This is a genomic window from Nonomuraea turkmeniaca (genome assembly GCF_005889735.1).
Lineage (GTDB): Bacteria > Actinomycetota > Actinomycetes > Streptosporangiales > Streptosporangiaceae > Nonomuraea > Nonomuraea turkmeniaca.
In genome coordinates this window covers 35,367-61,905 of record NZ_VCKY01000009.1, presented here as the reverse complement: position 1 = coordinate 61,905, position 26,539 = coordinate 35,367, and the positions used below count along the sequence as shown (strand labels likewise).

General features: G+C 69.8%; 24 protein-coding genes. 22 read left to right on the top strand and 2 right to left on the bottom strand.

The features are described from left to right. Positions 1–197: 197 nt before the first annotated feature. Positions 198–1,760 carry a glycoside hydrolase family 10-like protein gene (locus ETD86_RS04270; RefSeq protein WP_138664756.1) on the bottom strand — a complete coding sequence of 521 codons (1,563 nt, stop codon included), beginning with the start codon at positions 1,758–1,760 and terminating at the stop codon, positions 198–200. 150 nt (positions 1,761–1,910) lie between these two features. Then, a complete protein-coding gene (locus ETD86_RS04265) occupies positions 1,911–4,049 on the bottom strand; it encodes an elongation factor G-like protein EF-G2 (RefSeq protein ID WP_211369818.1) in 2,139 nt (712 codons plus the stop codon). 144 nt (positions 4,050–4,193) lie between these two features. Here ETD86_RS04265 and pgsA point away from each other — a divergent pair, with 144 nt between their 5' ends. From pgsA to ETD86_RS04155, 22 genes are all read left to right on the top strand, one after another. Then, the gene (gene pgsA / locus ETD86_RS04260) at positions 4,194–4,817 is read left to right on the top strand and encodes a phosphatidylinositol phosphate synthase (RefSeq protein WP_138664754.1); all 624 of its coding nucleotides are present in this window, start codon (positions 4,194–4,196) and stop codon (positions 4,815–4,817) included. Beyond that, on the top strand, positions 4,814–5,737 hold the full coding sequence (locus ETD86_RS04255; protein WP_138664753.1) for a phosphatidylinositol mannoside acyltransferase: 924 nt from the start codon (positions 4,814–4,816) through the stop codon (positions 5,735–5,737). The genes pgsA and ETD86_RS04255 overlap by 4 nt, the downstream gene beginning before the upstream one ends. Continuing rightward, a complete protein-coding gene (locus ETD86_RS04250; protein WP_138664752.1) occupies positions 5,734–6,864 on the top strand; it encodes a glycosyltransferase family 4 protein in 1,131 nt (376 codons plus the stop codon). The genes ETD86_RS04255 and ETD86_RS04250 overlap by 4 nt, the downstream gene beginning before the upstream one ends. 37 nt (positions 6,865–6,901) lie before the next feature. Further along, entirely contained in the window at positions 6,902–7,432 is a 531-nt protein-coding gene (locus tag ETD86_RS04245) for a LemA family protein (protein WP_170222878.1), read from the top strand. A gap of 62 nt (positions 7,433–7,494) precedes the next feature. Further along, positions 7,495–8,508, top strand: coding sequence for a DUF3048 domain-containing protein (locus ETD86_RS04240; protein WP_246147609.1), 1,014 nt, complete (start codon positions 7,495–7,497; stop codon positions 8,506–8,508). A 120-nt stretch (positions 8,509–8,628) separates the two neighbouring features. Then, complete coding sequence (gene pdxS / locus ETD86_RS04235; RefSeq protein WP_138664792.1) at positions 8,629–9,543, top strand: pyridoxal 5'-phosphate synthase lyase subunit PdxS; 915 nt, start codon at positions 8,629–8,631, stop codon at positions 9,541–9,543. 217 nt (positions 9,544–9,760) lie between these two features. After that, positions 9,761–11,440 (top strand): alkaline phosphatase D family protein, encoded by a 1,680-nt coding sequence (locus ETD86_RS04230; RefSeq protein WP_138664750.1) that lies wholly within the window; start codon positions 9,761–9,763, stop codon positions 11,438–11,440. 71 nt (positions 11,441–11,511) lie between these two features. After that, positions 11,512–11,826, top strand: coding sequence for a MarR family winged helix-turn-helix transcriptional regulator (locus ETD86_RS04225; protein ID WP_246147607.1), 315 nt, complete (start codon positions 11,512–11,514; stop codon positions 11,824–11,826). An 83-nt stretch (positions 11,827–11,909) separates the two neighbouring features. Further along, positions 11,910–12,356 carry an MFS transporter gene (locus ETD86_RS04220; protein ID WP_246147606.1) on the top strand — a complete coding sequence of 149 codons (447 nt, stop codon included), beginning with the start codon at positions 11,910–11,912 and terminating at the stop codon, positions 12,354–12,356. A gap of 23 nt (positions 12,357–12,379) precedes the next feature. After that, on the top strand, positions 12,380–13,219 hold the full coding sequence (locus ETD86_RS04215; protein ID WP_170222875.1) for an endonuclease/exonuclease/phosphatase family protein: 840 nt from the start codon (positions 12,380–12,382) through the stop codon (positions 13,217–13,219). A gap of 63 nt (positions 13,220–13,282) precedes the next feature. Continuing rightward, positions 13,283–13,861, top strand: a complete 579-nt coding sequence (gene pdxT / locus ETD86_RS04210; protein ID WP_138664748.1) for a pyridoxal 5'-phosphate synthase glutaminase subunit PdxT — start codon at positions 13,283–13,285, stop codon at positions 13,859–13,861. 3 nt (positions 13,862–13,864) lie between these two features. Then, on the top strand, positions 13,865–14,620 hold the full coding sequence (locus ETD86_RS04205) for a YebC/PmpR family DNA-binding transcriptional regulator (protein ID WP_138664747.1): 756 nt from the start codon (positions 13,865–13,867) through the stop codon (positions 14,618–14,620). 142 nt (positions 14,621–14,762) lie between these two features. Next, positions 14,763–16,391, top strand: coding sequence for a sugar ABC transporter permease (locus ETD86_RS04200; RefSeq protein ID WP_138664746.1), 1,629 nt, complete (start codon positions 14,763–14,765; stop codon positions 16,389–16,391). A gap of 28 nt (positions 16,392–16,419) precedes the next feature. Then, positions 16,420–17,577, top strand: a complete 1,158-nt coding sequence (locus ETD86_RS04195; protein ID WP_246147604.1) for a GNAT family N-acetyltransferase — start codon at positions 16,420–16,422, stop codon at positions 17,575–17,577. A 126-nt stretch (positions 17,578–17,703) separates the two neighbouring features. After that, a complete protein-coding gene (gene ruvC / locus ETD86_RS04190) occupies positions 17,704–18,234 on the top strand; it encodes a crossover junction endodeoxyribonuclease RuvC (RefSeq protein WP_138664745.1) in 531 nt (176 codons plus the stop codon). Positions 18,235–18,259: 25 nt separating this feature from the next. Next, positions 18,260–18,880 (top strand): Holliday junction branch migration protein RuvA, encoded by a 621-nt coding sequence (gene ruvA, locus ETD86_RS04185; RefSeq protein WP_138664744.1) that lies wholly within the window; start codon positions 18,260–18,262, stop codon positions 18,878–18,880. Between the two features lie 134 nt (positions 18,881–19,014). Beyond that, positions 19,015–20,055: a Holliday junction branch migration DNA helicase RuvB gene (gene ruvB, locus ETD86_RS04180; RefSeq protein ID WP_138664743.1), complete on the top strand. Its 1,041-nt coding sequence runs from the start codon at positions 19,015–19,017 to the stop codon at positions 20,053–20,055. Positions 20,056–20,272: 217 nt separating this feature from the next. Next, entirely contained in the window at positions 20,273–20,647 is a 375-nt protein-coding gene (gene yajC / locus ETD86_RS04175) for a preprotein translocase subunit YajC (protein WP_138664742.1), read from the top strand. Positions 20,648–20,690: 43 nt separating this feature from the next. Next, positions 20,691–22,478, top strand: a complete 1,788-nt coding sequence (secD, locus tag ETD86_RS04170; protein ID WP_342779224.1) for a protein translocase subunit SecD — start codon at positions 20,691–20,693, stop codon at positions 22,476–22,478. Position 22,479: 1 nt separating this feature from the next. Continuing rightward, a complete protein-coding gene (gene secF, locus ETD86_RS04165) occupies positions 22,480–23,466 on the top strand; it encodes a protein translocase subunit SecF (protein ID WP_138664741.1) in 987 nt (328 codons plus the stop codon). A 137-nt stretch (positions 23,467–23,603) separates the two neighbouring features. Continuing rightward, entirely contained in the window at positions 23,604–24,122 is a 519-nt protein-coding gene (locus ETD86_RS04160) for an adenine phosphoribosyltransferase (RefSeq protein WP_138664740.1), read from the top strand. Positions 24,123–24,341: 219 nt separating this feature from the next. Further along, the gene (locus tag ETD86_RS04155; RefSeq protein ID WP_138664739.1) at positions 24,342–26,528 is read left to right on the top strand and encodes a RelA/SpoT family protein; all 2,187 of its coding nucleotides are present in this window, start codon (positions 24,342–24,344) and stop codon (positions 26,526–26,528) included. The last annotated feature ends 11 nt before the right edge of the window (positions 26,529–26,539 follow it).

Sequence of the window (26,539 nt, the reverse complement as noted above, 5' to 3'; positions counted from 1 at the left end):
ACCGAGGGTGCGCCGAGGCGACGTCGGGTGCGGGAGACCCGGCGTCAGCGGGGCCCTCACAACGGTTCCGCGGGGTGACGACCGCTGAGGCGGGCCAGGCGTGGCCGGGCCGGGGCCGGTGTTTTCCGGGCCCCGGCGGGCGGCCGCGACAGGACGTGCCCGGGGCCTTGAGGGCCCCGGTGTCCGGCGCGGGCGGGTCAGACCGCGTCCACCTTCACCTTGACCGGCTTGCTCTCGTGGTGCAGGCGATCGAGCGAGGTGACCAGGTAAGTCCCCGGCGACTTGGCCGCGAACGACGGGTTGGTGACGACGGCGACCAGGTTGCGGGCGTCCGTGCCCTGGCAGTCCTTGCCGGACTTGGGCACCTGGTACACCGCGTACGCACGCGCCCCGGACGACGGCGTCCACGACAGCGTCGAGCCCGCCGCCTTCGCCCCCGCCGGCTTGGCCGGGGCCTGGCCGCCGCGGTCCTTCATGAGCGGCAGCAGGGCGGGCCTGCCGTAGTGCTCCTTGGCGACCCGGTCCATCGCGCCCAGCGGGTTGGTGAGCAGCTGCTTGGCGCTGAAGTAGACGTCACCGTCCACCTGCTTGTGCTTGCGGTTGAGCGTCAGGTGCGCGGCCAGCTCGCCCGGCTTGGTCCAGGCCTTGTCGTCCTTGGCGCCGACCCGGTAGAGGGCCTGCCCGATGTACAGGTGCACTCCGGAGCCCTTGACCGCGCCGGACCACCACGGCATCAGCTCCTTGTAGTCGGCCGCCTTGAAACCGCGCGGCCAGTAGAGCTGCGGCATCACGTAGTCGACAGTGCCGGAGTTGATCCAGGCCTTCGCATCCGCATAAATCGAGTCATAGGCGGACATGCCGTTGGTGTTGGACCCGGACGGGTCGTTCGACTTGTTCCGCCAGATGCCGAACGGGCTGATGCCGAACTTGACGTGGTTCTTCCGCTCGTGGATGGCCTCGTCCACCTCGGCGACGAGCGTGTTGACGTTGTTACGACGCCAGTCGGCCAGGCTCTTGCCCTTGCCGTACTTTGTAAAGGCGGCCTTGTCGTTGAACTGGCCGCCCTCGCCCGGATACGGGTAGAAGTAGTCGTCGAAGTGCACCCCGTCCACGTCGTACCGGTCCACCACGTCCGTGATGACCTTGACGACGTGCTCGCGCACCTGCGGCATGCCCGGGTTGAAGTAGAGGCGGTCGCCGTACTTGACCGTCCAGTCCGGGTGCTGCCTGGCCGGGTGGTTGGCGGGCAGCTTGGACGTGTTGGCGTCATAGGAGGCCCGGTACGGGTTGAACCAGGCGTGGAACTCCAGGCCGCGCTTGTGGGCCTCGTCGATGAGGAACGGCAGCGGGTCCCAGCCGGGATCCTTGCCCGCCGTGCCGGTCAGGAACTGCGACCAGGGCTCGATCGACGACTTGTAGAGCGCGTCGGAGGCGGGTCGCACCTGGACGAAGACCGCGTTGAAGTTACGCTTGGCGGCGCTGTCCAGGATCTTGATGTATTCGGCCTTCTGCCGCTCGGCGGTCAGCCCGGTCCGCGAGGGCCAGTCGATGTTCTTGACCGTGGCGATCCAGACGCCCCGGAGCTGGCGCTTCGGGTAGCGGGCGTCGGCCTTGCAGGCGGCCACGGGTGCGGCGGCTGTGGTCGTCTTCTTCTCGCTCGCCGCGGGGGCCTCGGTCGCACCGGGGCCGAACGCGTAGGCGGCGGTGGTGGTGACGACGGCGAGGGCTGCGGCGGCTAGGAGTGGGCGTCCAGTTCGCATAATGCCACCCAGTGTGGCACCTGCTCAGGGATGGTCGGGACGAAAAAAAGAAATGAAGTCGTGATCTCTTTGTGATAAATGAATATAGCTGGGCCGGGAGGGGCCAGATTTCCCTCCCGGCTCCCCAGCTAATCCCGGCTCATTCCGCCGTCATTCCGGCGTCGCCACCTTGCTCGCGATGTTCTGGGGCAGTGGTTCGTAGCGCAGGAAGGAACGCGTGAACGTGCCCGTGCCATGTGACATGGATCTCAGGTCGATGGCGTACCTCGTGATCTCCAGCTCGGGCACCTCGGCCTTGACCAGGGTGCGACCGGTGCCGACGGGCTCGGTGCCGAGCACGCGCCCGCGCCGCGACGACAGGTCGGACATCACCGACCCCACGTAGTCGTCGGCCACCAGCACGGAGAGCTCGTCCACCGGCTCGAGCAGCAGGGTCGGCACCTTCGACGCCGCCTCCTTCAGCGCCAGCTGGCCGGCGATCTGGAAGGCCATGTCGGAGGAGTCGACGGAGTGCGCCTTGCCGTCGTAGAGCGTGACGCGCACGTCGACCATCGGGTAGCCGGCGACGACGCCCCGCTCCATCTGGGCCCGTACGCCCTTCTCCACCGATGGGATGAACTGCCGCGGCACCACGCCGCCCACGATCTTGTCCACGAACTCGAACCCGCCGCCGGACGGCAGGGGCTCCACCTCGAGGTGGCAGATCGCGTACTGGCCGTGCCCGCCGGTCTGCTTGACGTTGCGGCCCATCGCCTGGCACTTGCCGCCGAACGTCTCGCGCAGCGGCACCCGCAGCTCCACGCGCTCGACCTCGACGCCGTGCCGCTTGGACAGCCGGTCGAGCAGCACGTCGGTGTGCGCCTCGCCCATGCACCACAGGACGAGCTGCCGGGTCTCGGCGTTGTTCTCCAGCCGCAGCGTGGGGTCCTCGGCCACGAGCCGGCCGAGCGCCTGCGACAGCTTGTCCTCGTCGGCCTTGGACTTGGCCCTGATCGCCACGGGCAGCAGCGGTTCGGGCATGGCCCAGGCGGTCATGACCAGCGGCCGCTCCACCTCGGACAGGGTGTCGCCGGTCTCGGCGCGCGAAAGCTTGGCCACCGCCACGATGTCGCCGGCCATGCCCTTGGCCGCGCCGCGCTGGTGCTTGCCCAGCGGACAGGTCAGGGTGCCGATGCGCTCGTCCACGTCGTGGTCCTCGTGGCCGCGGTCGGCCAGGCCGTGCCCGGACACGTGCACGGTCATGTCGGGGCGCAGCGTGCCGGAGAAGACGCGGACGAGGCTGATGCGGCCGACGTACGGGTCGCTGGTGGTCTTGACGACCTCGGCCACCAGCGGGCCGTCCTGGTCGCAGGTGATGCCCTTGACCTGTTTGCCGGACAGGTCGGTGATCTCCGGCATCGGGTGTTCGAGGGGCGAGGGGAAGCCCTGAGTGATGACCTCGAGCACCTCGTGCGCGCCCACGCCCAGCCCGCTGCAGAGAACCGGGTAGAAGCTGCCGCGCGCGACGGCCTTCTCCAGGTCCTCGATGAGGACCTTGGTGTCGATCGGCTCGCCCTCGAGGTATCTCTCCATGAGCGTCTCGTCTTCGCTCTCCTGGATGATGCCCTCGATCAGACTGCCGCGGTACTCCTCGATCTGCGCCTGGTACTCGGCGCCGGGCTCCTTCTCGGTACGGGCGCCGGTCGCGTAGTTGTAGAACTTCTGGGTGAGCAACCCGATCAGCCCGTTGACGTGCCCATTGGTGATCACCGGCAGGTAGAGGGGCGCCACGCCGTCGCCGAAGACGTCCTGGCAGGCGGCGAGCACCTCGTCGAAGTCGGCCCGCTGGTGGTCGATCTTGGTGATCACGACCGCGCGGGGCATGCCGACCTGCGCGCACTCCTCCCAGAGCATCTGGGTGAGCCCGTCGATCCCGTCGGAGGCGGAGACCACGAACAACGCCGCGTCCGCGGCTCGCAGCCCGGCTCGCAGATCGCCGACGAAGTCGGCGTAGCCGGGGGTGTCCAGAAGGTTGATCTTGATGCTGTTGTGCAGCAGGGGCGCCAAGGAGAGATTGACCGACCGCTGTTGCCTGACCTCGACCTCGTCGAAGTCGCTGACCGTGTTGCCGTCCTCGACCCGTCCCGGGCGCTGAATAGTGCCCGTGGCGGCCAGCAGCTGCTCGACGAGGGTCGTCTTACCTGCTCCTGAGTGGCCGACCAGCACGACATTGCGTATCGCATCCGCCCTGTCGGCCGCGGGTGCCCTGCCCGCGGCTCCTACGGCGCCTCCCGTGTTTCTTTCAGCCACATCGGCCTCCAGCGTCGTCGGTTGGTTCCAACGCCGCGCCCGCGCGAAGTGTGACAGAAACCGCATGGACGCGGTGTGTTCACCAAATACCCGTGTGGCGGATATCACAAGAGGGCCAGGGCAAAGAAAGTTGTCAGGTCCGTGATGGCCTACGATCGGACGGCGATGCTCAAACTCCTGCGCCCGGCCATGACCCGGATACTCACCCCGCTGGGCAGGGCCCTCGTCGGCCGCGGGATCGGCCCGAACGCCGTCACGGCGATCGGCACCCTCGGCACCGTCGTGGCCGCCCTGACCTTCTTCCCCCTCGGCCACCTGACCGTGGGGGCCCTTGTGATCACGGTTTTCGTGCTGTTCGACCTGCTCGACGGTGTGGTGGCCAGGCTCGGCGGGAAGGGGGGAAGCACCTGGGGCGCGTTCCTGGACTCGACCCTCGACCGCGTGGCCGACGCGGCCATCTTCGCCGGCCTGATCTTGTATTTCGTGTCCAGGCAGGACACGCTGATGGCCTCGGTGACGCTGGTGTGCCTGATCGCCGGGACCCTGGTGTCGTACGCCAAGGCCAGGGCCGAGGGGCTCGGGCTCACGGCTGACGTCGGGCTGGCCGAGCGGCCGGAGCGGCTGGTCGTGGCGCTGGTCGCGGCCTGCTTCTCGGGGCTCGGCGTGCCGTACGTTCTGCCTGCCGGGATGTGGCTGCTGGCGGCGGCCAGCGTGATCACCGTGGGGCAGCGGGTGGTGGCCGTCTATCGGCAGGCGAGGGAGAAATGAGCGAGAAGGCATCGTTCGGCGATCGTGTGGTGGCCGCCGGTTTCGCGGCCGGGTGGAAGCTCGTGCCGCTGCTGCCCGAGCGCCCCACGGCCGCGGTCTTCCGCGTCCTGGCCGACCGGGTGTGGGCCAGGCGCGGCAAGTCGGTGCGCCGGCTGGAGTCCAACCTCGCCAGGGTGACCGGCCTCGCCCCGGGCAGCCGCGAGCTGCGCGAGCTCACCAGAGCGGGCATGCGCTCGTACTTCCGCTACTTCCACGAGATCTTCCGGCTGCCGTCCATGAGCACCGAGGAGGTCGTGCGGCGCACCCACGTCATCGGCGCCGAGCACGTCCACGACACCGTGGCGGCCGGGCGGGGCGTGGTGCTGGCGCTGCCGCACATGGGCAACTGGGATCAGGCCGGCGCCTGGCTGGTGGGCGTGGGCCATCCGTTCACGACCGTGGCCGAGCGGCTCAGGCCGGAGTCGTTGTTCCGGCGCTACGTGGCCTTCCGCGAAGGGCTCGGCATGGAGGTGCTGCCGCTGACCGGCGGCGACGGGCACAACTTCGCCACGCTGGCGATGCGGGTGCGCAAGGGCGGCGTGGTGTGCCTGCCCGCCGAGCGCGATCTGACCAAGAGCGGCGTCGAGGTGCGCTTCTTCGGCGCCACCACGAAGGTGCCCGCGGGGCCGCCGCTGCTGGCCGTGCAGACCGGGGCCGCGCTGCTGCCGGCGGTCGTCTACTTCGTGAACGGCGACTGGGGCATCCACATCCACGAGGAGATCCCGGTCCCGGAGGAGGGCACCCGGCAGGAGAAGGTCGCGGTGGTGGCGCAGCGGCTGGCCGACGTGTTCGAGAAGGGCATCTCCGAGCATCCGGAGGACTGGCACATGTTGCAGCGGCTCTGGCTGGAAGACCTGCCGCTCCCGGAGGCCGGCCCATGAAGGTGGGCATCGTGTGCCCCTACTCGTGGGACATGCCGGGCGGGGTCAAGCAGCACATCGACGACCTGGCGCAGGCGCTGATCGCGCAGGGGCACGACGTGTCGGTGATCGCGCCGGCGGCCGACGACGACGAGCTGCCCCCTTATGTGACGGGTGCGGGGCGGGCGATTCCGGTGCCGTACAACGGGGCGGTGGCCCGGATGTCGTTCGGCTTCCTGTCGGCGGCGCGGGTGCGGCGGTGGGTGCGCACGGGCCGGTTCGACGTGCTGCACATCCACGAGCCGCTGATCCCGAGCCTGGGCGTGCTGGCGTGCTGGGCGGCGAAGGGGCCGATCGTGGCCACCTTCCACGCGTCGTGGTCGCGCTCGCGGGCCATCGCGGTGGCCGAGCCGCTGCTGCAGAGCGCGCTGGAGAAGCTCAGCGGGCGCATCGCGGTCTCCGACGCGGCCCGCAAGAGCCTGGTCGAGCAGTTCGGCGGCGACGCGGTGCTCATCCCGAACGGCGTGACCGTCTCCCGCTACACCGAGGCCGAGCCGCTGGACGGGTGGGGGCCCGACGGGGCCACGCTCGGCTTCCTGGGGCGGATGGACGAGGAGCGCAAAGGGCTGCCGATCCTGCTGGAGGCGTTCGCGACGCTGGCGGCCGAGCGGCCGGAGGTGAAGCTGCTCATCGCCGGCCCGGGCGACGAGAAGGACGTCTACGACCGGGTGCCGAAGCGGTTCCGCGACCGGGTGACGGTGCTGGGCATGGTGAGCGAGGCGGACAAGATCCGGGCCTATCACTCGGTCGACGTGTTCTGCGCGCCCAACACGCGGGGGGAGAGCTTCGGCATCGTGCTGGCCGAGGCCATGGCCTCCGGGGCCACGGTGCTGGCCAGTGACATCCCGGCCTTCCGCAGGGTGCTCGGCGAGGGGCAGGCGGGCGCGTTGTTCGCCAACGGCGACGCCGGCTCGCTGGCGCGCGAGGCGGCCGCGCTGCTCGACGCGCCCGAGCGGCGCGCCAAGCTGGCCTCGGAGGCGCTGGTGGCGGTCAGGAAGTACGACTGGTCCACGGTGGCGCGGGACGTCGTACGTGTGTACGAGACGGTCACCACGAGCGGCGCGGGCCGCGTGGAGGAGGATCTGTGACCGCGGGCGGCAGGGAGGATGATCGGTGACCTCCACCATGGTCGTTCTGATCGCGGGCATCGTCGTGGTGCTCATGGCCGTGTACGTCTCCTGGCGGGCGGGCCGGCTCGATCGCCTGCACATCCGCCTGGAGCTGGCCCGCGAGTCGCTGGACGCCGCGCTGATGCGGCGCAGGGCGGTGGTGCTGGAGCTGGCCGGCTCGCGCCTGCTGGACCCGGCCACGTCGCTGGTGCTGGCCGCGGCCGCCCACGAGGCCAGGATCACCGGACCGGAGGAGCGCGAGCACGCCGAGAGCGACCTGTCGCGGACGCTGCGGGCGGCGGTGGACCAGGAGCGGTTCAGGGAGAAGTTGTCGGAGTCTCCCGGCGGCCGCGACCTGCTGGAGGAGCTCGATACGGCCGTGGCCAAGGTGGTCTACTCGCGGCGCTTCTATAACAATGCGGTGGCGGTCACCCGGACGGCGCAGCGCCGCTGGTTGGCGAGAACCCTGCGCCTGGCGGGGCACACGGAGTATCCCGATTTCTTTGAGATTGATGACAATCCGCCTGCGACTATGGCAACTGAATGACCTGATTTGGGGAAGCCAGTAAGCTTCATCCCGTTTTCGGGCTGAAGCGAGGAGTGTTGCAGGTGCGGCTACCCCGGATGATCACGCTCACACTTGCCGGAGCGGCCGTGCTGCTGCCCGTTGCGGCCTGCTCGTCGGAGGAGCCCGCTCCGGGTCAGGTGCCGCAGGCCGCCACGGTGGCGCCGAGCGAGGAGCCTGCCGAGGCGTCGGCGCACCCCTTCACCGGCAAGCCGTACGACGAGCTCAAGCCGGTGCTCGCCGTGAAGATCGAGAACACGGCGGCGGGCAAGCCGCAGATGGGGCTCAAGAGCGCGGACATCGTCTACGTCGAGCAGGTCGAGGCCGGGCTGACCCGGCTCATGGCGATCTTCTCGTCCAAGCTGCCCGCCAAGGTGGGCCCGGTCCGCAGTGCCCGCATCTCCGACCTGCACATCGCGCCGATGTTCGGCAAGCCGGCCTTCTCCTACTCGGGCGCGCAGTCCTTGATGTTGCCGCTGATCGCCGAGGCGTCCCTGTACGACGTCGGCGACACCCGCAATCCCGGGGCGTACTTCCGGCAGCCGGGCCGCTTCGCCCCCTACAACCTGTTCGCCAACACCAAGCCGCTGCTGGCCAAGGCGCCCAAGGCGAGCAAGGCCAAGGACATCGGCTTCACCTTCGGCGACGCGCCGGCCGAAGGCGGCGTGGACAAGAAGGCGTACACCGTCAAGTGGCCCGCCGCGCGCTTCACCTTCGCCTGGTCCGAGCAGCGCAAGCTGTGGATGATCTGGCAGGACGGCAAGAAGGACATGGCCGCCGAGGGCGGGCAGCTCGGGGCTCCGACGATCGTCATCCAGTACACCAAGACCGAGCGCTCCCAGTTCCACGACAAGAACGACAGCTACACGCCGCTGGTGCACACCACGGGCAAGGGCACGGCGATCGTGCTGCGCGACGGTAAAGCTTTCAAAGCGCGGTGGGAACGGGAATCGGAGAAGGACGGCACGACGTTCACCACTGAGAGCGGGGAGCCGATGAACTTCGCGCCCGGCCAGGTCTGGGTGGCCCTCGCCAGCCGCAAACCCGTCATCCCCTGATCGCTGCTACATGTAACGACATGGGCGATAAATCCTGACATCTTGGCATGTCGGGGGAGGGGTCCTCCAGGACCTACGATGGGTTTGATAACTTACCGACTGCCCTGAGAGCTCGTGAGGATGACCGTGTCCAGCAGCACGCCAGAAAACACCCCCGTCACCGGAACCGCCCGCGTCAAGCGTGGCATGGCCGAGATGCTCAAGGGCGGCGTCATCATGGACGTCGTCACCCCCGAGCAGGCGAAGATCGCGGAGGACGCCGGCGCTGTCGCGGTCATGGCGCTCGAGCGCGTTCCCGCCGACATCCGCGCGCAGGGCGGCGTGTCCAGGATGAGCGACCCCGACATGATCGACGGCATCATCAGCGCCGTGTCGATCCCCGTCATGGCCAAGGCCCGCATCGGCCACTTCGTCGAGGCCCGGGTGCTGCAGTCGCTCGGCGTGGACTACGTCGACGAGTCGGAGGTGCTGACTCCGGCCGACTACGCCAACCACATCGACAAGTGGCAGTTCACGGTGCCGTTCGTGTGCGGCGCCACCAACCTGGGCGAGGCGCTGCGCCGCATCACCGAGGGCGCTGCCATGATCCGTTCCAAGGGCGAGGCGGGCACCGGCGACGTCTCCAACGCCGTCACCCACATGCGCACCATCCGCGCCGAGATCAAGCGGCTCGCCTCGCTGCCCGAGGACGAGCTGTACGTGGCCGCCAAGGAGCTGCAGGCCCCGTATGAGCTGGTCGCCGAGGTCGCCAAGGCGGGCAAGCTGCCGGTCGTGCTGTTCACCGCGGGCGGCATCGCCACCCCGGCCGACGCCGCGATGATGATGCAGCTGGGCGCCGAGGGCGTGTTCGTGGGCTCGGGCATCTTCAAGTCGGGCGACCCGGCCAAGCGCGCCGCGGCCATCGTCAAGGCCACCACCTTCCACGACGACCCCGACGTCCTCGCCAAGGTCTCGCGCGGCCTGGGCGAGGCCATGGTCGGCATCAACGTCGACGAGATCCCCCAGCCGCACCGCCTGGCCGAGCGCGGCTGGTAGTCCGGCGCGTCGTTGCGGGCCACGCACCTGCCTCCGGTGAGATGATCACTGCGGGCGGGGGTGCCACCGGGCGACGGTGACGACGGAAATTTCCGAAAGAGGCGACATCCGCGAAGGATGTCGTCTTTTTCGTGTTGTGCGGTGTTAACTACGCAGTCATGATCGTCAGTAAGGCTACGGGAAACCCCCTCACCCTCGATCGTCCCAGGAGCCACTGATGTCCAAGCTGAACCGCCGGCACTTCCTCGTCACCGGTTTAGCGGCGGGCGCCGCCGCGGCCATCCCGGCCACCGCCGCGCACGCCGACGACCCCGCCGCCGAGACCGCCCAGAGCCTGGCCTCGCGCGGGCTGCGCGCCGACCCGTTCACGTTGGGCGTGGCCTCCGGCGACCCCGACCACGAGGGTTTCGTGTTGTGGACCAGGCTCGCCCAGGAGCCGCTCGCCGAGGACGGCCTCGGCGGCATGCCGCAGCGTCCGTTCACCGTGCAGTGGCAGGTGTACGCCGACGAGCGCCTTCGCCGCGTCGTCCGCTCCGGTGTCGCCGTGGCCGCCCCGGAGTGGGGCCACAGCGTCCACGTCGAGGTGCAGAACCTGAGCTCCGACCGCGAGTACTGGTACCGCTTCCGCGTCGGCCCGTACGTCTCGCCCGCCGGCCGCACCCGCACCGCCCCGCACCCCCTGTCGTACGGCGGCGGCCTGGCCATGGCGTTCGTCTCCTGCGCCCAGTTCGAGCACGGCTACTTCACCTCCTACCGCAGGCTGGCCGAGGAGCACCCCGACCTGATCCTGCACCTGGGCGACTACCAGTACGAGTACACCAAGAACACCTACACCATCCCCGGCGGCAACATCCGCCACCACGAAGGCCCCGAGACCGAGACCCTGGCCAACTACCGCCAGCGTCACGCCCAGTACAAGGCCGACCCCGACCTGCAGGTCGCGCACGCCGCCGCGCCCTGGCTGGTCGTGTGGGACGACCACGAGCTGGACAACAACTGGGCCGACGAGGTGCCCGAGAAGCCCGAGGTCCCGCAGCCGGGCTTCCTGACCCGCCGCGAGGCCGCCTTCCGCGCCTACTACGAGAACATGCCGCTGCGCCGCACCTCCATCCCGCGCGGCATCGACATGCAGCTCTACCGGCGCATCCGCTGGGGCAGGATGGCCACCTTCCACATGCTCGACACCCGCCAGTACCGCGACGACCAGGGCTGCGGCGACGGCTACAAGGACTGTCCCGCCTCCGTCGACCCGGCCCGCTCGATCACCGGGGCCGAGCAGGAGGCGTGGTTGATGGACGGGTTCCGCCACTCGCGGGCGCAGTGGGACATCCTCGGGCAGCAGGTCTTCTTCGCCCAGCGTGACAACAACGCCGGCCCCGCCAAGATCACCAGCCAGGACGCCTGGGACGGCTACGTCGCCTCCCGCCGCCGCATCACGCAGGGCTGGATCGACGCCGAGGTGCGCAACCCCGTCGTGCTGACCGGCGACGTGCACGCGCACTGGGCCAGCGACCTCAAGCTCGACTACGACGACCCGACCGGGCCGTCGGTGGGGGCGGAGCTGGTGGCCTCGTCGATCTCCACCGGCGGGAACGGGGCCGACTCCGACCCGGCCACGCATCCGTTCCTGACGATCAACCCGCATCTGAAGTTCTACAACAACCAGCGCGGATACGTGCTGACGAAGATCGAGCGGGAGCAGATGTCGGCCGACTTCAAGGTCGTGCCCCGGGTGACCGAGCCGGGCGCCGACGTTCACACCCGGGCCACGTTCGTCGTCGAGGACCGCGTGCCGGGGGTGCAGCAGACGTACCTGAGGCCGCTCGACCCGACGGTCCTGCGTACGGCGCCGATGACCGTCGAGGAGACGGTCCGCCTGGAGACCGAGCGCCCCTGACGATCAGAAGCCCGGCCGTACGGCCGGGCTTTCTCCGCCGGAATATCAGCCAGGCCAAGTAGCAGTACGCCGTGCTCGGCTCGCTGGAACACGGCCCCCGACGCATGACCGAGCTGGCCGAAGAGCACGCCGTACAGCTGCCGACCATGACCGTGCAGATCAACCGCCTGGAGGACGCCGGCCTGGTGGCCCGCGGCTCCGACCCGGCGGACGCGCGCGTCAGGACGGTCGAGCTGACCGGCGAGGGCCGCGACCGGCTGCGCGCCGTGCGGCAGGCCAGGATCGCCCACCTGACCACGGAGCTGGCCGCGCTCACCGGCGAGGAGCGGGCCGCGCTCGCGGCCGCGCTACCGGTCCTGGCCAAGCTCGGCGGAAAACCCCAGTAAGGAGCACGCATGACAGCCGGCGGCGGAATCCTGCGCCGTCCCCGTACGGGCTCGGCGCCGTCCTCTTCGGCTGGGGCGTCTGCGTGGCGCTGGCCTCGGTCTTCGGCGCGCCACCGCTCCAGCGCAGGGTCGGCTCCGTGAAGGTGCTGCACCTGTCGCTGGCCCTGCTGGCCGTTCTGCAGATCGGCATCGCGCTGTCCGGGCACGCCGGGATCCACACCGGGATCATCGTGTGCACGATCCTGTCCGGCATCCCCATCGGGCTCAACAACACCGTCTTCACCGAGTCCGCCATGGAGGTCTCCGACGCGCCCAGGCCCGTCGCCTCCGCGGGCTACAACTTCGTCCGCTGGATGGGTGGCGCGCTCGCCCCGTTCCTCGCCACGAAGCCGGGTGAGGAGATCGGCGTCGCCGTGCCGTACGCGCTGGGCGCCGCCTGCTGCCTGGTCGCCATGGCCATCCTGTACCTCAAGCGCCACCACCTGAGCGCCCTCGTGCACGTCGGCGCCGAGCCGGTGCCCGCTCGCTAGGATGTCCCACCATGGTGGGACACGTGCTGCTGCTTGTGGCCGGGTTGCTCACGGCGCCCGCGCGTGTCGACCAGCTGTCGGTGATGACCTGGAACGTCTGCACCGGCACCAACTCCGACTGCCGCCTCTATCGCGCGAGCTCGGTCGAACTGGCGGAGACGATCGGCACGTACGCGCTCAACCAGCCGGTCAAGCCCGATGTGATCTTCCTGCAGGAGTTCTGCACGGGCGCGACCGGCACCCTGAAGTCATGGCTGGAGCAGCGCACCGGCCGCCGATGGACCATCGGCTCGTGGGGCCTGCTCGCGGGCGGCGGCGCCCCGTACGCGTGCCACCCCGACCGGCTAGGGCGTCCCCGGGGCGCGCAGAGCATCGCCGTAGCGGTGGCGGGCGACGCCACGTTCAAGATCCACCCGCTGCCCGCGCCGCCCTGGTACGTCAAGCGCGCCGCCGTCTGCGCGACCGTCCCCGCCAGGAAGGTCCACGCCTGCGGCACCCACCTGTCCTCCGGCGCCCAGTACGACGACCGGCAGCCCGGCGCCCCGTACCGAACCCGGCAGCTCAAGCGGCTGCTCGAGCTCGCCACCAAGCCCGGCTACCGCGCGATCATCGGCGGCGACCTCAACGTGGCGCCCCCGGACAGCGGGTACGGCAGCGCCGCGGGCCGCCGCGCCGTCGTGCCGTTCTACCGGGCGTACCAGGAATGCGACCAGCGCGGCGCGCGGCGCACCGGACGCTGGACCCGCGAGGGCAAGAAGCTCGACTACCTGTTCGCCCCCAAAGGCACGGTGCGGCGCTGCCACGTCGACCGCCGCGTGACCCTGTCCGACCACAAGCCCGTCTACGTCAAGCTGGCGCTGTAGGAAGATGCCAGGCCATCCTGGTGTTGAATTGTCGGAACCCGCACCCAGACGGAAGGATCGACTGTGCCCACGATCGGTGTACTCGCTCTCCAAGGAGACGTGCGCGAGCATGTGCGCATGCTTCAGGAGGCAGGCGCGACGGCCCACGCCGTCCGCAGACCGGCCGAGCTGGACGCGGTCGACGCCCTCGTCATCCCCGGCGGCGAGTCCACCACCATGTGGAAGCTCGCCGAGACCTTCGACATGCTCCAGCCGCTGCGGATGCGGGTCAAGGAAGGCATGCCCGCCTACGGCTCCTGCGCCGGCATGATCATGCTGGCCGACAGGATCGAGGACGGCATCGCCGGGCAGCAGACGATCGGCGGCATCGACATGGTGGTCAGGCGCAACGCGTTCGGTCGTCAGGTGGACTCGTTCGAGTCGGATCTGGACTTCGCGGGCGGACGGGTGCACGCGGTGTTCATCCGCGCCCCCTGGGTCGAATCCCTCGGCGCCGACGTGGAAGTGCTGGGCCGGTGCGAGCCTGGGGATAGGATCGTCGCAGTCCGTCAAGGTCCGCTGCTCGCGACATCGTTCCACCCCGAACTCACCGGGGACGCTCGCGTGCACCGTTACTTCGTAGACATGGTTAGGGAGCTCTAAGTAATGTCCGGCCACTCCAAATGGGCGACGACGAAGCACAAGAAGGCCGCGCTCGACGCCAAGCGGGGCAAGCTGTTCGCCAAGCTCATCAAGAACATCGAAGTGGCGGCCCGCACCGGTGGCCCTGACCCGGACGCCAACCCCACCCTCTTCGACGCCATCTTCAAGGCGAAGAAGAACTCCGTGCCCAACGACAACATCGAGCGGGCCCGCAAGCGCGGTGGCGGCCTGGAGGCCGGCGGCGCCGACTGGCAGACCATCATGTACGAGGGTTACGCGCCCGGCGGCGTCGCGGTGCTCATCGAGTGCCTCACCGACAACCGCAACCGCGCCGCCTCCGAGGTGCGGGTCGCGCTGACCCGCAACGGCGGCTCCCTGGCCGACCCCGGGTCCGTGTCCTACATGTTCAACCGCAAGGGCGTCGTCATCGTGCCCAAGGACGGGCTCGACGAGGACACCGTGCTGATGGCCGTGCTGGAGGCGGGCGCCGAGGAGGTCAACGACCTGGGCGACTCGTTCGAGGTCGTCTCCGAGGCCGGCGACCTGGTGCCGGTGCGCAAGGCGCTGCAGGAGGCCGGGATCGACTACGACTCGGCGGAGTCGGGCTTCCTGCCGACGATGAGCGTGCCGCTGGACGAGGACGGCGCCAAGAAGGTGTTCCGCCTCATCGAGGCGCTGGAGGACAGCGACGACGTGCAGAACGTCTTCGCCAACTTCGACGTCAGCGACGCCGTGCTGGAGCGCCTGGGCGCCGAGTAGGCGCCCCCTTCCTGCCCAGGGGCCCCGGTTTCCCGCCGGGGCCCGGCTTGCGTGTGAGCACGTCGCGCGTGGAGGCGAAAGCCCGGGGTCTCGTACCGTCTGAGGTGCGCGATCGGGCGGGAGCGGCGTAGGGTCGGGCGACGTGACTTCCCCCAACCCCCCGCAGACGTCCTATCGGGCGATCGGCTGGCTGCTGGCCGTGCCCGCACTCTTCGGCACCCTCATCACGCTGGTGCTGCCGACGGCCCAGACGATCTGGCTCAGCTTCCAGAGCGGCGGCATCCTCAAGGAGAGCACGTACACGGGGATGTCCAACTACGCCGAGTTGCTGGACGACGCCGGGTTCTTGCGGGCGCTCGGCTTCACCGTCTCGCTGACCGTCGTGCCGCTGCTCGTGGCCGTGGTGGTGGCGCCGCTGCTGGCGCTGGCCCTCGACTGGGGCGGCACCTGGACGCGGCGGGCCGGGCGGGTCGTGCTGTCCCTGGCGGTCGTCACGTTCTCGCCCGTGGGCGTGGCGGCGGCCTGGATGCAGGGGCTGCGGCCGGAGGCGACCGGCATGCTCGCGCTGGCGGAGGGGCTGCGTGAGCCGGACACGGCGCCGGGGACGCTGCGGTTGATCATCGGCGCCGCGACGTTCGGCGTGGTGTGCGCGCTGGCGGTCATCGCGTTCCTGCCCGCTCTGCGCGGCGGCACCGCGGTGCCCGCCATGCTCGTCGTCGGCGTGCTCGTGGCACTCGCCGCCGTCGCCGTCGGCCTGCAGACCTTCTCGATCGGGCTGGTCCTCACCGGTGGCGGCCCTCAGCGGTCCACAGAGACGCTCGCGGGCCTCCAGTACAACCTTGCCTTCAGAGACGCCAGGTTCGGCTCTGGCGCGGCCGTTGCGGCCCTCACGGGGGTCCTCCTCGGCGTGCTGGGCATCGTCGCCACCGTCGTCGCCGTGGCGGCCAGGCTGCGCATCACGCTCACCCGCGCCGGCGCCCCGTCGGCGGGGCCCGCGGCGCCTCCTGGACCGGTCTCCGGTCCCGGCGGCTCGGACGGGTCGCCGAAGACGGTCGGCGTCGTCGTCGGGGTGGCGGCGCTGGTGCTCTTCCTGGCCGTGGGGATCGTGCTGGCCTGGCCCTGGATCTCCGGCGTGCTGGGCACGACCGGCAGCGAGGCGGGCGGGCTGCGTACGCAGGTCAACACCTGGGTGCCGGCCGTCACCGGAGCGCTGGTGTCGGTCGGGGTCGCCTATCTGGCCGCACTCGGCATCGGCGGCCTGCGGCCGCTGGGGCGCGGGAGCGAGTGGCTGCTGCTGGCCTTCGCGCCCTGGTTGTTCGTCGGCCCGGGCCCCCTGGGCGTCGCGAACTGGCAGAACATGCGTAACCTCGGCCTGATCGACACCTTCCTCGCGCTCTTTCCGTTCCTGCTGGTGAGCGTGCCCGCCCTGTTCGTGCTCACCCTGCTGTGCAAGGGACTGGCCGAGCGGAACGACAAGGACTTCTTCAGCGGCGTCGTGCTGCCCTCCCTGCCCATGGCGGGCATCCTGGCCGGTGCCGTCGCGCTGGTGAACGCCCAGGACCTGTTCTGGCCGCTGCTGGTCGCCCAGCGACGCGATCTGTCGACCGCGCCCGTGGCCCAGATGTTCGAGCTCAGGTCGTTCGCCGCCACCACGCCCGGAGTCGGCGTCACCACGCCGCTGCTCGTGGTCGCCGTCGCGCTGGCCGCCGTCGTGGCAGCTCAGCTGCTTTACCTGGACCGGCTCGCCGTCAGCACAAATGGTTCGCGGTAGCGTACCCGGCTGCGTAGGTTGGGCGGTTGTGGAAATTCGCGATCTGACTCCCGAGGACCTGGACGACGTCCTCGACCTCCGCAAGCGCTCGTTCGGCCCGCTGTCGGCGGCCGACACCGAGCGGTGGCGCCGCGCGTCGATCCCCTTGCTCGGTGAGGGCCGCTATCTGGGCGCGTTCGACGGTTCCAGGCTGACCGCCGCCGCCCGGCTGCGGCAGTTCACGCAGTGGTGGCACGGCCGGCCGCAGCCGATGGCCGGGATCGCGGGCGTCACCGTCAGCCCCGAGGATCGCGGCCGCGGCGTCGGAACGAAGATCATGCGGGCCGTCATCGACCGGGCCCTGTCCCTCGGCGACGCGGTGTCCGTGCTGTACCCGGCCACCACGCCCATCTACCGGGCCCTCGGCTACGAGCACGCCGGAGCGCAGCACAACGTGCGGCTCCCCGCCGAGGCACTACGCCAGATCCGGCCGTCCGGGGACGTCAAGCTGCGCAGGATGGTGCCCGGTGACGCCGCCGAGGTCATCTCCGTGCTGCACCGCGTGTACGGCGCCGCCCGCGCCAGCGGGCCGGTCTCCTGGGACGAGCGCACCTGGAACCTGTGGCTCGAGGACGAGGACGACTTCCTCTACCTCGCCGGCGACGGCTTCCTGATCTACCGCTGGAAGGGCGACGACATCCTGGTCGAAAACCTCGTCGCCGGCTCCGAGGAGACCGCCAGGACCTTGTGGTCCCTGGTCGGCACCGCCTCCTCGATCGCGCAGCACGTCATCGCGCCCGTGGCGCCCGACGACCCGGTGTTGTGGTTGCTGCGCGAGCGCGGGAAGGAGCAGGTCAAGCAGGTGCGGTGGATGTTCAGGGTGCTGGACGTGGCCGCCGCGGTGGAGCGCAGGGGCTATCCGCTGCCCGTGAGCTGCGAGGCCGTCGTCACCGTGGAGGATCCGGTGCGGGGTGGCGGCACGTGGCGGCTGGAGTTCTCCGGCGGGTCCGGCGCCGCCACGCCGATCGGGGAGTCCGGGGGCGGCGCGCCCGGCGCGGTGCTCAGCGCGAACGGCCTGGCCGCCCTGTACTCGGGCGTTCCGACGGGCACGCTCCGGCTCGCCGGGCTCATGTCCGGTGACGACCGGCACGACGAGGCCCTCGACACCGTCTTCGCCGCCAAGCCCTACATGCTCGACTACTTCTGACAGGCCGTTCCACGCGCGGGTGTGCGCTTGAGCCGGTGGGGCGGGCGTTTCACGGTGCGCGGGCATCCCGGCCGGGGTAGAGTCTGGTGCCGAACAGGTGTTCGGCGGCGCGGGAGGGGCAGGCCGGTGCGGGTGATGGGCGTCGATCCGGGGCTGACCCGGTGCGGCCTGGGGGCCGTCGAGGGGCGTCCGGGCACGCCGCTGACGCTGGTGGGCGTCGGGGTGGTCCGCACCGGCGCGGACGAGGAGCTCGGCGCTCGGCTCATCGGCATCGAGGCGGGGATCGAGCAGTGGCTCGACGACGTCCGTCCCGACGCGGTGGCGGTCGAGCGGGTCTTCAGCCAGCACAACGTACGCACCGTCATGGGCACCGCCCAGGCCGCCGGCATCGCGGTGTTGTGCGCCGCCAGGCGCGGGCTGCCCGTGGCGCTGCACACGCCGTCCGAGGTCAAGGCCGCCATCACCGGCAGCGGCACCGCCGACAAGAAGCAGATCGGCGCCATGGTCACCCGCCTGCTGCGCCTGCCCGAGATGCCCAAGCCCGCCGACGCCGCCGACGCGCTCGCCCTGGCCATCTGCCACGTGTGGCGCGGCGGCGCCCAGTCCCGGCTCGCCGAGGCCCTGGCCCGAGCCACCCGAAAGGACGTCAGGCGATGAACGCGTCGAGGGCGGAGGGGGACCTGTGATCGCGTCGGTGGCGGGACGGGTGACGGCGATCGCGCCGGAGGGGGCGGTCATCGAGGTCGGCGGCGTCGGCATGCTCACCCACTGCACGCCGGGCACGCTCGCCACGCTGCGCGTCGGCGAGGAGGCCCGGCTGGCCACGTCGCTGGTGGTGCGCGAGGAGTCGCTCACCCTCTACGGCTTCGCCACCGACGACGAGCGGGCCGTGTTCGAGCTGCTGCAGACCGCCAGCGGCGTCGGGCCCAAGCTGGCTCTGGCCATGCTCGCCGTGCACACGCCCAACGCGCTGCGGGTGGCCGTGGCGAGCGCCGACCTCAAGGCGCTCACGCAGGTGCCGGGCATCGGGCAGAAGGGCGCCCAGCGCATCGTGCTGGAGCTCAAGGACCGGCTCGGGACGCCTGAGGAGGCCGTCAACGCCGCGCTCAACGGGGAGCGGCGGGCGGCCACGTGGCGCGACCAGGTCCACTCGGGCCTCGTGGGCCTGGGCTACTCCAGCAAGGACGCCGACGAGGCGATCGCCGTCGTGGAGCCGGACGCCGACGCCGAGCTTGCCGCCGGCCGTCAGCCCCAGGTCGCCGCCCTGTTGAAGGCGGCACTGCGATCGCTGAGCGTGCGATGATCGCGCGTGCCGTGACGAACGCGATCTCTGCTGGTTTCCGTGGCCGAACAACCGCCCGCCGTCGCTGCGCGGTGAGTGCCGGGAGCCGTACGGTGAGAGCTTCGGACCCTGAGGTTCGGTTCCGGTGAGGAGGTGTGGTGGGCGAGGGATTTGAGCGCGAGCTCGTGTCGGCCGATGTCGCGGGTGACGAGCTGCAGATCGAGGCGGCCCTGCGGCCCAAGCGGCTCAGCGAGTTCATCGGCCAGGGCCGCGTGCGGGAGCAGCTGTCGCTCGTGCTCGAGAGCGCCCTGCGCCGGCGGCGCCCGCCCGACCACGTGCTGATGAGCGGCTCCCCGGGACTCGGCAAGACCACCCTGGCCATGATCGTGGCGGCCGAGCTCAACGCGCCGCTGCGCATCACCTCGGGCCCGGCGCTGGAGCGGGCGGGCGACCTCGCCGCGATCCTGTCCACGCTGGCCGAGGGCGAGGTGCTGTTCATCGACGAGATCCACAGGATGGCCAGGCCGGCCGAGGAGATGCTCTACCTCGCCATGGAGGACTTCCGGGTCGACATCGTCGTCGGGAAGGGCCCGGGCGCCACCGCCATCCCGCTCGAGATCGCGCCGTTCACCCTGGTCGGCGCCACCACGCGAGCCGGGCTGCTGCCCGCGCCGCTGCGTGACAGGTTCGGCTTCACCGCCCACATGGACTTCTACGAGGTGCCCGAGCTGGAGCAGGTGCTCTTCCGCTCGGCCAAGCTGCTCGGCGTCGAGGTTCCCGCCGAGGGCGCGCACGAGATCGCCAGGCGCTCGCGCGGCACGCCCCGCATCGCCAATCGCCTGCTGAGACGCGTACGAGACTTCGCCGACGTGCGCGCCGGCGGTGTGATCAACCGTGAGATCGCCTCCGCGGCGCTCAACCTGTACGAAGTCGACGCCGAAGGGCTCGACCGGCTCGACCGGGCGGTGCTCGGCGTGCTGCTGAGGAAGTTCGGCGGTGGCCCGGTCGGCCTGTCGACGCTGGCCGTGGCCGTGGGGGAGGAGCCGGAGACGGTCGAAGTGGTGGCCGAGCCGTTCCTCGTACGCCAGGGGCTGCTGGCCAGGACCCCGCGCGGCCGGGTGGCGACCGCCTCCGCGTGGGCGCATCTTGGAATGACACCGCCACCGGATGCGTTCGGAGCGTCACTTTTCGACTGATCACAGAACGGTTGCAACCGTTTCAAATCGGGAACTTCCCCGCGCGCCGAAACGCTGCCTCGTTGCCGCGTTTCGCAACAAGCGCCTACACTCCGTGGCTTGGCTGGCTGTGTAGGCTGACGGGCTGAGCGGCGCGGCCCGACGCAACGCACGGAATTTCCGGCGCGAGGCCGGTGTCAACTTTTTGTACGACAATGGAAGGTCGCCCCTTATGGACATGGGACAACTCGGTAGCATCCTGCCGCTGATTCTTCTGGTGGTGGTGTTCTACTTCCTGCTGATCCGCCCCCAGCGCAAGCGGCAGCAAGAGGCGGTCAAGATGCAGAACTCCCTGACACCAGGCACTCGCGTCATGACCACGACAGGCCTGTTCGCGACCGTCGTCGCGGTGGACAATGACGACGTCGTCCTCGAGGTCTCCCCCGGCATCGAGACCCGCTGGGTGAAGGCCGCGATCGGGCGCGTCATCGCGCCCGGCGAGCCTGCGGCGGCTGAGGAGCGGGACGCCGACGAGTCCGGGGACGACAAGCACGAGTCCGGCTCCACCGTGGATCGTAACGACGGCGAGGACTCCAGCACCAAGCAGTCCTGACTAAGCTCTGCGACAAACCTCTATCCGAAAGAACTGACGACCAGTGGCCCGACCGACCAGCCGCCACAGCCGACCGGGGCGAACGCTCCTGGTGCTGCTGGCGCTCATCCTCGCCCTGGGCGGGACGATGCTCCTGCAGCAGGCGTACACGCCCAAGCTGGGACTCGACCTCGCCGGCGGCACGACGGTGACCCTGTCCCCCGTGACGCAGAACGGTACCTCTCCTCCCGAGGAGATCCTGGACCGCGCGGTCAACATCATCCGCACGCGCGTCAACGGCACCGGCATCTCCGATGCGGAGGTCGCCAAGTCAGGCGACAACATCATCATCTCCATCCCGGGCGTCGGACAGAATGAGGCCATCCAGCTGGTCGCCACGACCGCAGAGCTGCGCTTCCGCCAGGTGCTCGCCATGCAGGCCACGCAGATTCCGCAGGAGCTGGCCACCAACGCGCCCACCCCGGCGGCCTCGCCTTCGGCGACCGGGTCGGCCAAGCCGTCGACCGAGCAGTCCGCCAAGCCGACCCAGTCGGCGGGCACGCCGGCGCCCAGCGCCTCTCCGACGGGCAAGGCCCTGTCGTCGGCGCTGACCGCGCCCACCCCGAGCGCGCAGCCGTCCGCCACGCAAACCGGCCAGCAGCAGGGCAAGAAGGACCAGAACGCCAAGGCCACGCCGACGGCGAGCCCGTCCGCCCAGGTCAGCACGCCGCCGATGCAGGACCCCAACGCCGGGATCGACACCCAAGGCATCGACCCCGCGGTGCTCAAGCAGTTCCAGGCGCTCGACTGCACCGACCCGAAGAAGCGCGGCCAGGGCGTCCAGGACGACCCGGCCAAGCAGTTCGCCGCCTGCGAGACCGACGGCAGCTACAAGTACGTCCTCGACGTCGCCAAGGTCGTCGGCACCGACATCGACACGGCCAGCGCGGGCGTCCAGCAGGGCACCACCGAGTGGATCGTCCAGCTCGACTTCAAGAGCAAGGGCGCGGGCGCGTGGAGCGACCTGACCACGAAGGCCTACAACTCGCAGGAGCCGCGTAACAAGGTCGCGGTCGTCCTCGACGGCGTCGTCATCACCGCGCCCAACATCATCAGCCCGATCCCCGGCGGCCGGGCCGAGATCACCGGCGGCTTCAACCAGGCCAGCGCCACCGCCCTGGCCGACCAGCTGAAGTACGGCGCGCTGCCGCTGAAGTTCAACCGCAGCTCCGTCGACACGGTCTCCTCGACCCTGGGGCAGGACCAGCTGCGGGGCGGCCTGATCGCGGGCATCATCGGCCTGGCGCTCGTCCTGGTCTACTGCCTGTTCTACTACCGGGGCCTGGGCATCGTGGCGGTGCTGAGCCTCGTGGTGGCCACGGTCATCACGTACACGTCGGTGGTCGTGCTCGGCACGAACGCCAACTTCCGGCTGTCGCTGCCGCACATCATCGGCTTGGTGGTCTCGATCGGCATCACCGCCGACTCCTTCATCGTGTACTTCGAACGTATACGCGACGAGATGAAGGAAGGCCGCCGTACGCTCCGCGCGGCCGTCGAGGTGGCCTGGGTTCGTGCCCGGCGCACGATCCTGATCGCCGACGCCGTCATGTTCATCGCCGCGATCGTGCTCTACTTCCTGGCGGTGGGCGGCGTGGCCGGGTTCGCGTTCGCGATGGGCCTGACCACGTTGATCGACGTCGTGGTGGTGTTCCTGTTCACCAAGCCGTTCATCGCCGTGCTGGCGAAGCTGAAGTTCTTCGCCAAGGGGCACCCGCTGTCCGGTCTCGACGCGGAGCGCATGAGCGAGACCAGCACGGCCAAGCGCACGACCACCCCGCAGGAGGCCTGAGATGGGACTCGCACGTCGCCTCTACCGCGGCGAGATCGACGTCGACTTCGTCGGCAAGTGGAGGCTGTGGTACAGCCTGTCGGGCCTTTTGCTGATCGTGTCGCTCGCGGGTCTGCTGATCAACGGGCTCAACCTGGGCGTTGAGTTCAAGGGCGGCAACGTCTTCTCCTTCAGCGCGCCCAGCGCGAGCATCGAGACGGTGCGCGAGACCTTCCGCGAGGAGGGCGTGCACCAGCCGATCGTGCAGACCGCGGGCAACCGCTGGCGGGTCACCACCGAGACCCTCTCGGAGGGCACCACCAACCAGGTGCAGACCGCCATCTCCAAGACCTACGGCGTCCCGGCCGACCAGGTCGACATCCAGTCGATCGGCGCCTCGTGGGGTGGTGAGGTCTCCAACAAGGCCTGGATCGGCCTGGCCGTGTTCATGCTGGCGATCATTTTGTACCTGTCGATGGCGTTCGAGCCGAAGATGGCCCTCGCGGCCATCGTCGCGCTCATCCACGACCTCGTCATCACGGCCGGCGTCTACGCCTGGTCGGGGTTCGAGGTCACGCCGGCGACCCTGCTGGGCTTCCTGACCATCCTCGGTTATTCGCTCTACGACGCGGTCGTGGTGTTCGACATGATCAAGGAGGTCACGGCCAAGCTGGGGCACACGTCGAAGATGACGTACTCGATGGCGGCCAACAACGCGCTCAACCACACGCTGATCCGGTCGCTGAACACCTCGCTGGTCGCGATCCTGCCGGTGGCGGCGATCCTGTTCATCGGCACCACGCTGCTCGGCGCGGGCACGCTGAAGGACCTGTCGCTGGCCCTGTTCGTCGGCATGATCGTCGGTACGTACTCCTCGCTCTGCGTGGCCACGCCGTTGCTGGTGACGCTGAAGGAGCGGGAGCCGAAGTACCAGGCCATCGCCAAGAGGCTCGCCTCCACGGGTGGTGGCAAGAAGGGTTCCAAAAGCGCAGCGGTAGCCAACGGGTAACCCGGACCGCGTAGACGACGCCCTCGCCCATGACCGGGCGGGGGCGTCGTGGCTTGGGCGGACTGGCCGGGATGAGGGCTGGAATGCACCATCATGGAGCCCGGCACACGGGTGCTGGAGAGAGGCGAGGGAACCCCATGAGTGAGCTGAGCACGATGATCTTGGACAGGATCCGGGACATCCCCGACTACCCCAAGCCGGGAGTCCTGTTCAAGGACATCACCCCGCTCCTGGCGGACCCGGTGGCGATGGCGGCCGTGGTGGACGAACTGGCCGGGCTGTACCAGGTGGACAAGATCGTGGGAATCGAGGCCCGCGGGTTCATCCTGGCCGCGCCGGTGGCGTACCGGGCGGGGGCCGGATTCGTGCCGGTGCGGAAGAAGGGGAAACTGCCCGCCGAAACCCTGGAAGAGTCCTACGATCTGGAGTACGGCTCCGCGACCATCGAGGTGCACCGCGACGCTTTCGCGCCCGGCGAGCGGGCCCTCATCGTCGACGACGTGCTCGCCACGGGCGGCACGGCGAAGGCGGCCGTGGATCTGGTGGAGAGGGCCGGCGCCGAGGTCGTGGGCATCGCGGTGCTCATGGAGCTGGCATTTCTCAAGGGCCGTGACCGGTTGCCGGGAGTGGAGCTGCATTCCCTGGTGATCGTCTGAACCCCGGCCCGCGACGGCCGGGGTTCGCCGCCTGGATACACTGGGGGATCTGGACTCGAACGTGAGGAGCCAATTGCGTGTGGAGCCTTTGCGGGAGGAGTCATTGCGGGAGGAGTCTGTGTGCCCCGTGATGCGGTCGTGCCCGACGTAACCGACTCCGGCAGTGCCGAGCCGGCCGGCGTCCCGGCGACGCGCCGGCGGCGGTTTGGGGGAGGGGCCATGAACCCTGTGCTGGAGCCGCTGTTCCGCACGGTCCGCGCCACCCACCCCAAGGCCGACCTGCGTCTGATCGAGCGTGCCTACGACGTGGCCGCCTACCACCACCGCGACCAGAAGCGGAAGTCCGGCGACCCGTACATCACGCATCCGCTCGCTGTGGCCACCATCCTGGCCGAGCTCGGCACCGACGACGAGACGTTGTGCGCGGCGCTGCTGCACGACACGGTCGAGGACACCGCCTACAGCCTCGACGAGCTGCGCGGCGACTTCGGCGACACCATCGGGTCCCTGGTGGACGGCGTGACCAAGCTGGACAAGGTCAAGTTCGGCGACGCCGCGCAGGCCGAGACCGTACGCAAGATGGTCGTCGCGATGGCACGTGACATTCGCGTGCTGATCATCAAACTGGCCGACCGGCTGCACAACATGCGCACCATGCGCTACCTGCCCGAGCACAAACGCCACCAGAAGTCCCGTGAGACCCTGGAGATCTTCGCCCCGCTGGCCCACCGCCTGGGCATGAACACGATCAAGTGGGAGCTCGAGGACCTCGCCTTCGCCATGCTCTACCCCAAACGCTACGACGAGATCGCGCGCATGGTGTCGGAGCGGGCGCCGCGCAGGGACCTGTTCCTGCAGGAGGTCATCGAGAAGGTCTCCGGCGACCTGCGCGAGGCGAAGATCCGCGCGATGGTCAAGGGCCGGCCGAAGCACTACTACTCGGTCTACCAGAAGATGATCGCGCGTGATGTGGCGTTCGACGACATCTACGACCTGGTGGGCATCCGCGTCCTGGTCGACAGCGTCCGCGACTGCTACGCGGCGCTCGGCACCATTCACGCCCGGTGGAACCCGGTGCCTGGGCGGTTCAAGGACTACATCGCGATGCCCAAGTTCAACATGTACCAGTCGCTGCACACGACGGTGATCGGTCCCGAGGGCAAGCCGGTCGAGCTGCAGATCCGCACGCACGCGATGCACCACAGGGCCGAGTACGGCGTGGCCGCGCACTGGAAGTACAAAGAGGAGGTCGGAGCCCCTCCGGGGAAGGTCAAGCCCGGCAGCGACATGGCCTGGCTGCGCCAGCTCCTCGACTGGCAGAAGGAGACCTCCGACCCCGGCGAGTTCCTTGACTCGCTGCGCTTCGACCTGTCGGTGTCCGAGGTTTACGTGTTCACCCCGAAGGGGCAGGTCATCGCGCTGCCCGAGGGGGCCACGCCGGTCGACTTCGCCTACGCCGTGCACACCGAGGTGGGCCACCGCTGCATCGGGGCGCGCGTCAACGGGCGGCTGGTGCCACTGGAGTCGCGGCTCGGCAACGGAGACACCGTCGAGATCTTCACCTCCAAGTCGCCGGACGCCGGGCCGTCGCGCGACTGGCTGAAGTTCGTCAAGTCGGGCCGCGCCCGCAACAAGATCCGGCAGTGGTTCTCCAAGGAGCGCCGCGAGACCGCGATCGAGGCGGGCAAGGAGGCCATCGGCCGCGCCATGCGCAAGCAGGGGCTGCCGCTGCAGCGGCTGATGTCCGGCGAGGCGCTGCTGGCGCTGGCCCGCGACCTGCGCTACCCCGACGTGTCCGCGCTGTACGCGGCCGTGGGGGAGGGGCACATCGCGGCGCAGGCCGTCGTACAGAAGCTCGTGGCCTCGATCGGCGGCGTCGACAGCGCCGAGGAGGACATCGCCGAGACCGCCCTGCCGACCCGGCTGCGCGGCCGCCCTCGGGGCGGGGGCGGCGCGGGCGTGGTCGTCGCCGGGGATGCCGACGTGTGGGTACGCCTGTCGAAGTGCTGCACTCCGGTGCCCGGTGACGAGATCGTCGGCTTCGTCACCCGCGGGCACGGCGTGTCCGTGCATCGTGCCGACTGCACCAACGTCCAGCAGCTCAAGTCGCAGCCCGACCGGTTGGTCGAGGTCAGCTGGTCGCCGAGCGACGACAGCGTGTTCCTGGTGGCCATCCAGGTGGAGGCGCTGGATCGGCCGCGGCTGCTGTCCGACGTCACCCGGACGTTGTCCGATCAGCACGTCAACATCCTGAGCGCTTCGGTGACGACGTCGCGGGATCGGGTGGCGATCAGCAAGTTCACGTTCGAGATGGGGGACCCGAAGCACCTGGGGCACGTCCTGAAGGCCGTGCGCAGCATCCAGGGCGTCTTCGACGTCTACCGGGTGAGCGGCGCCGGCAGCTGACCCGCCGCCGG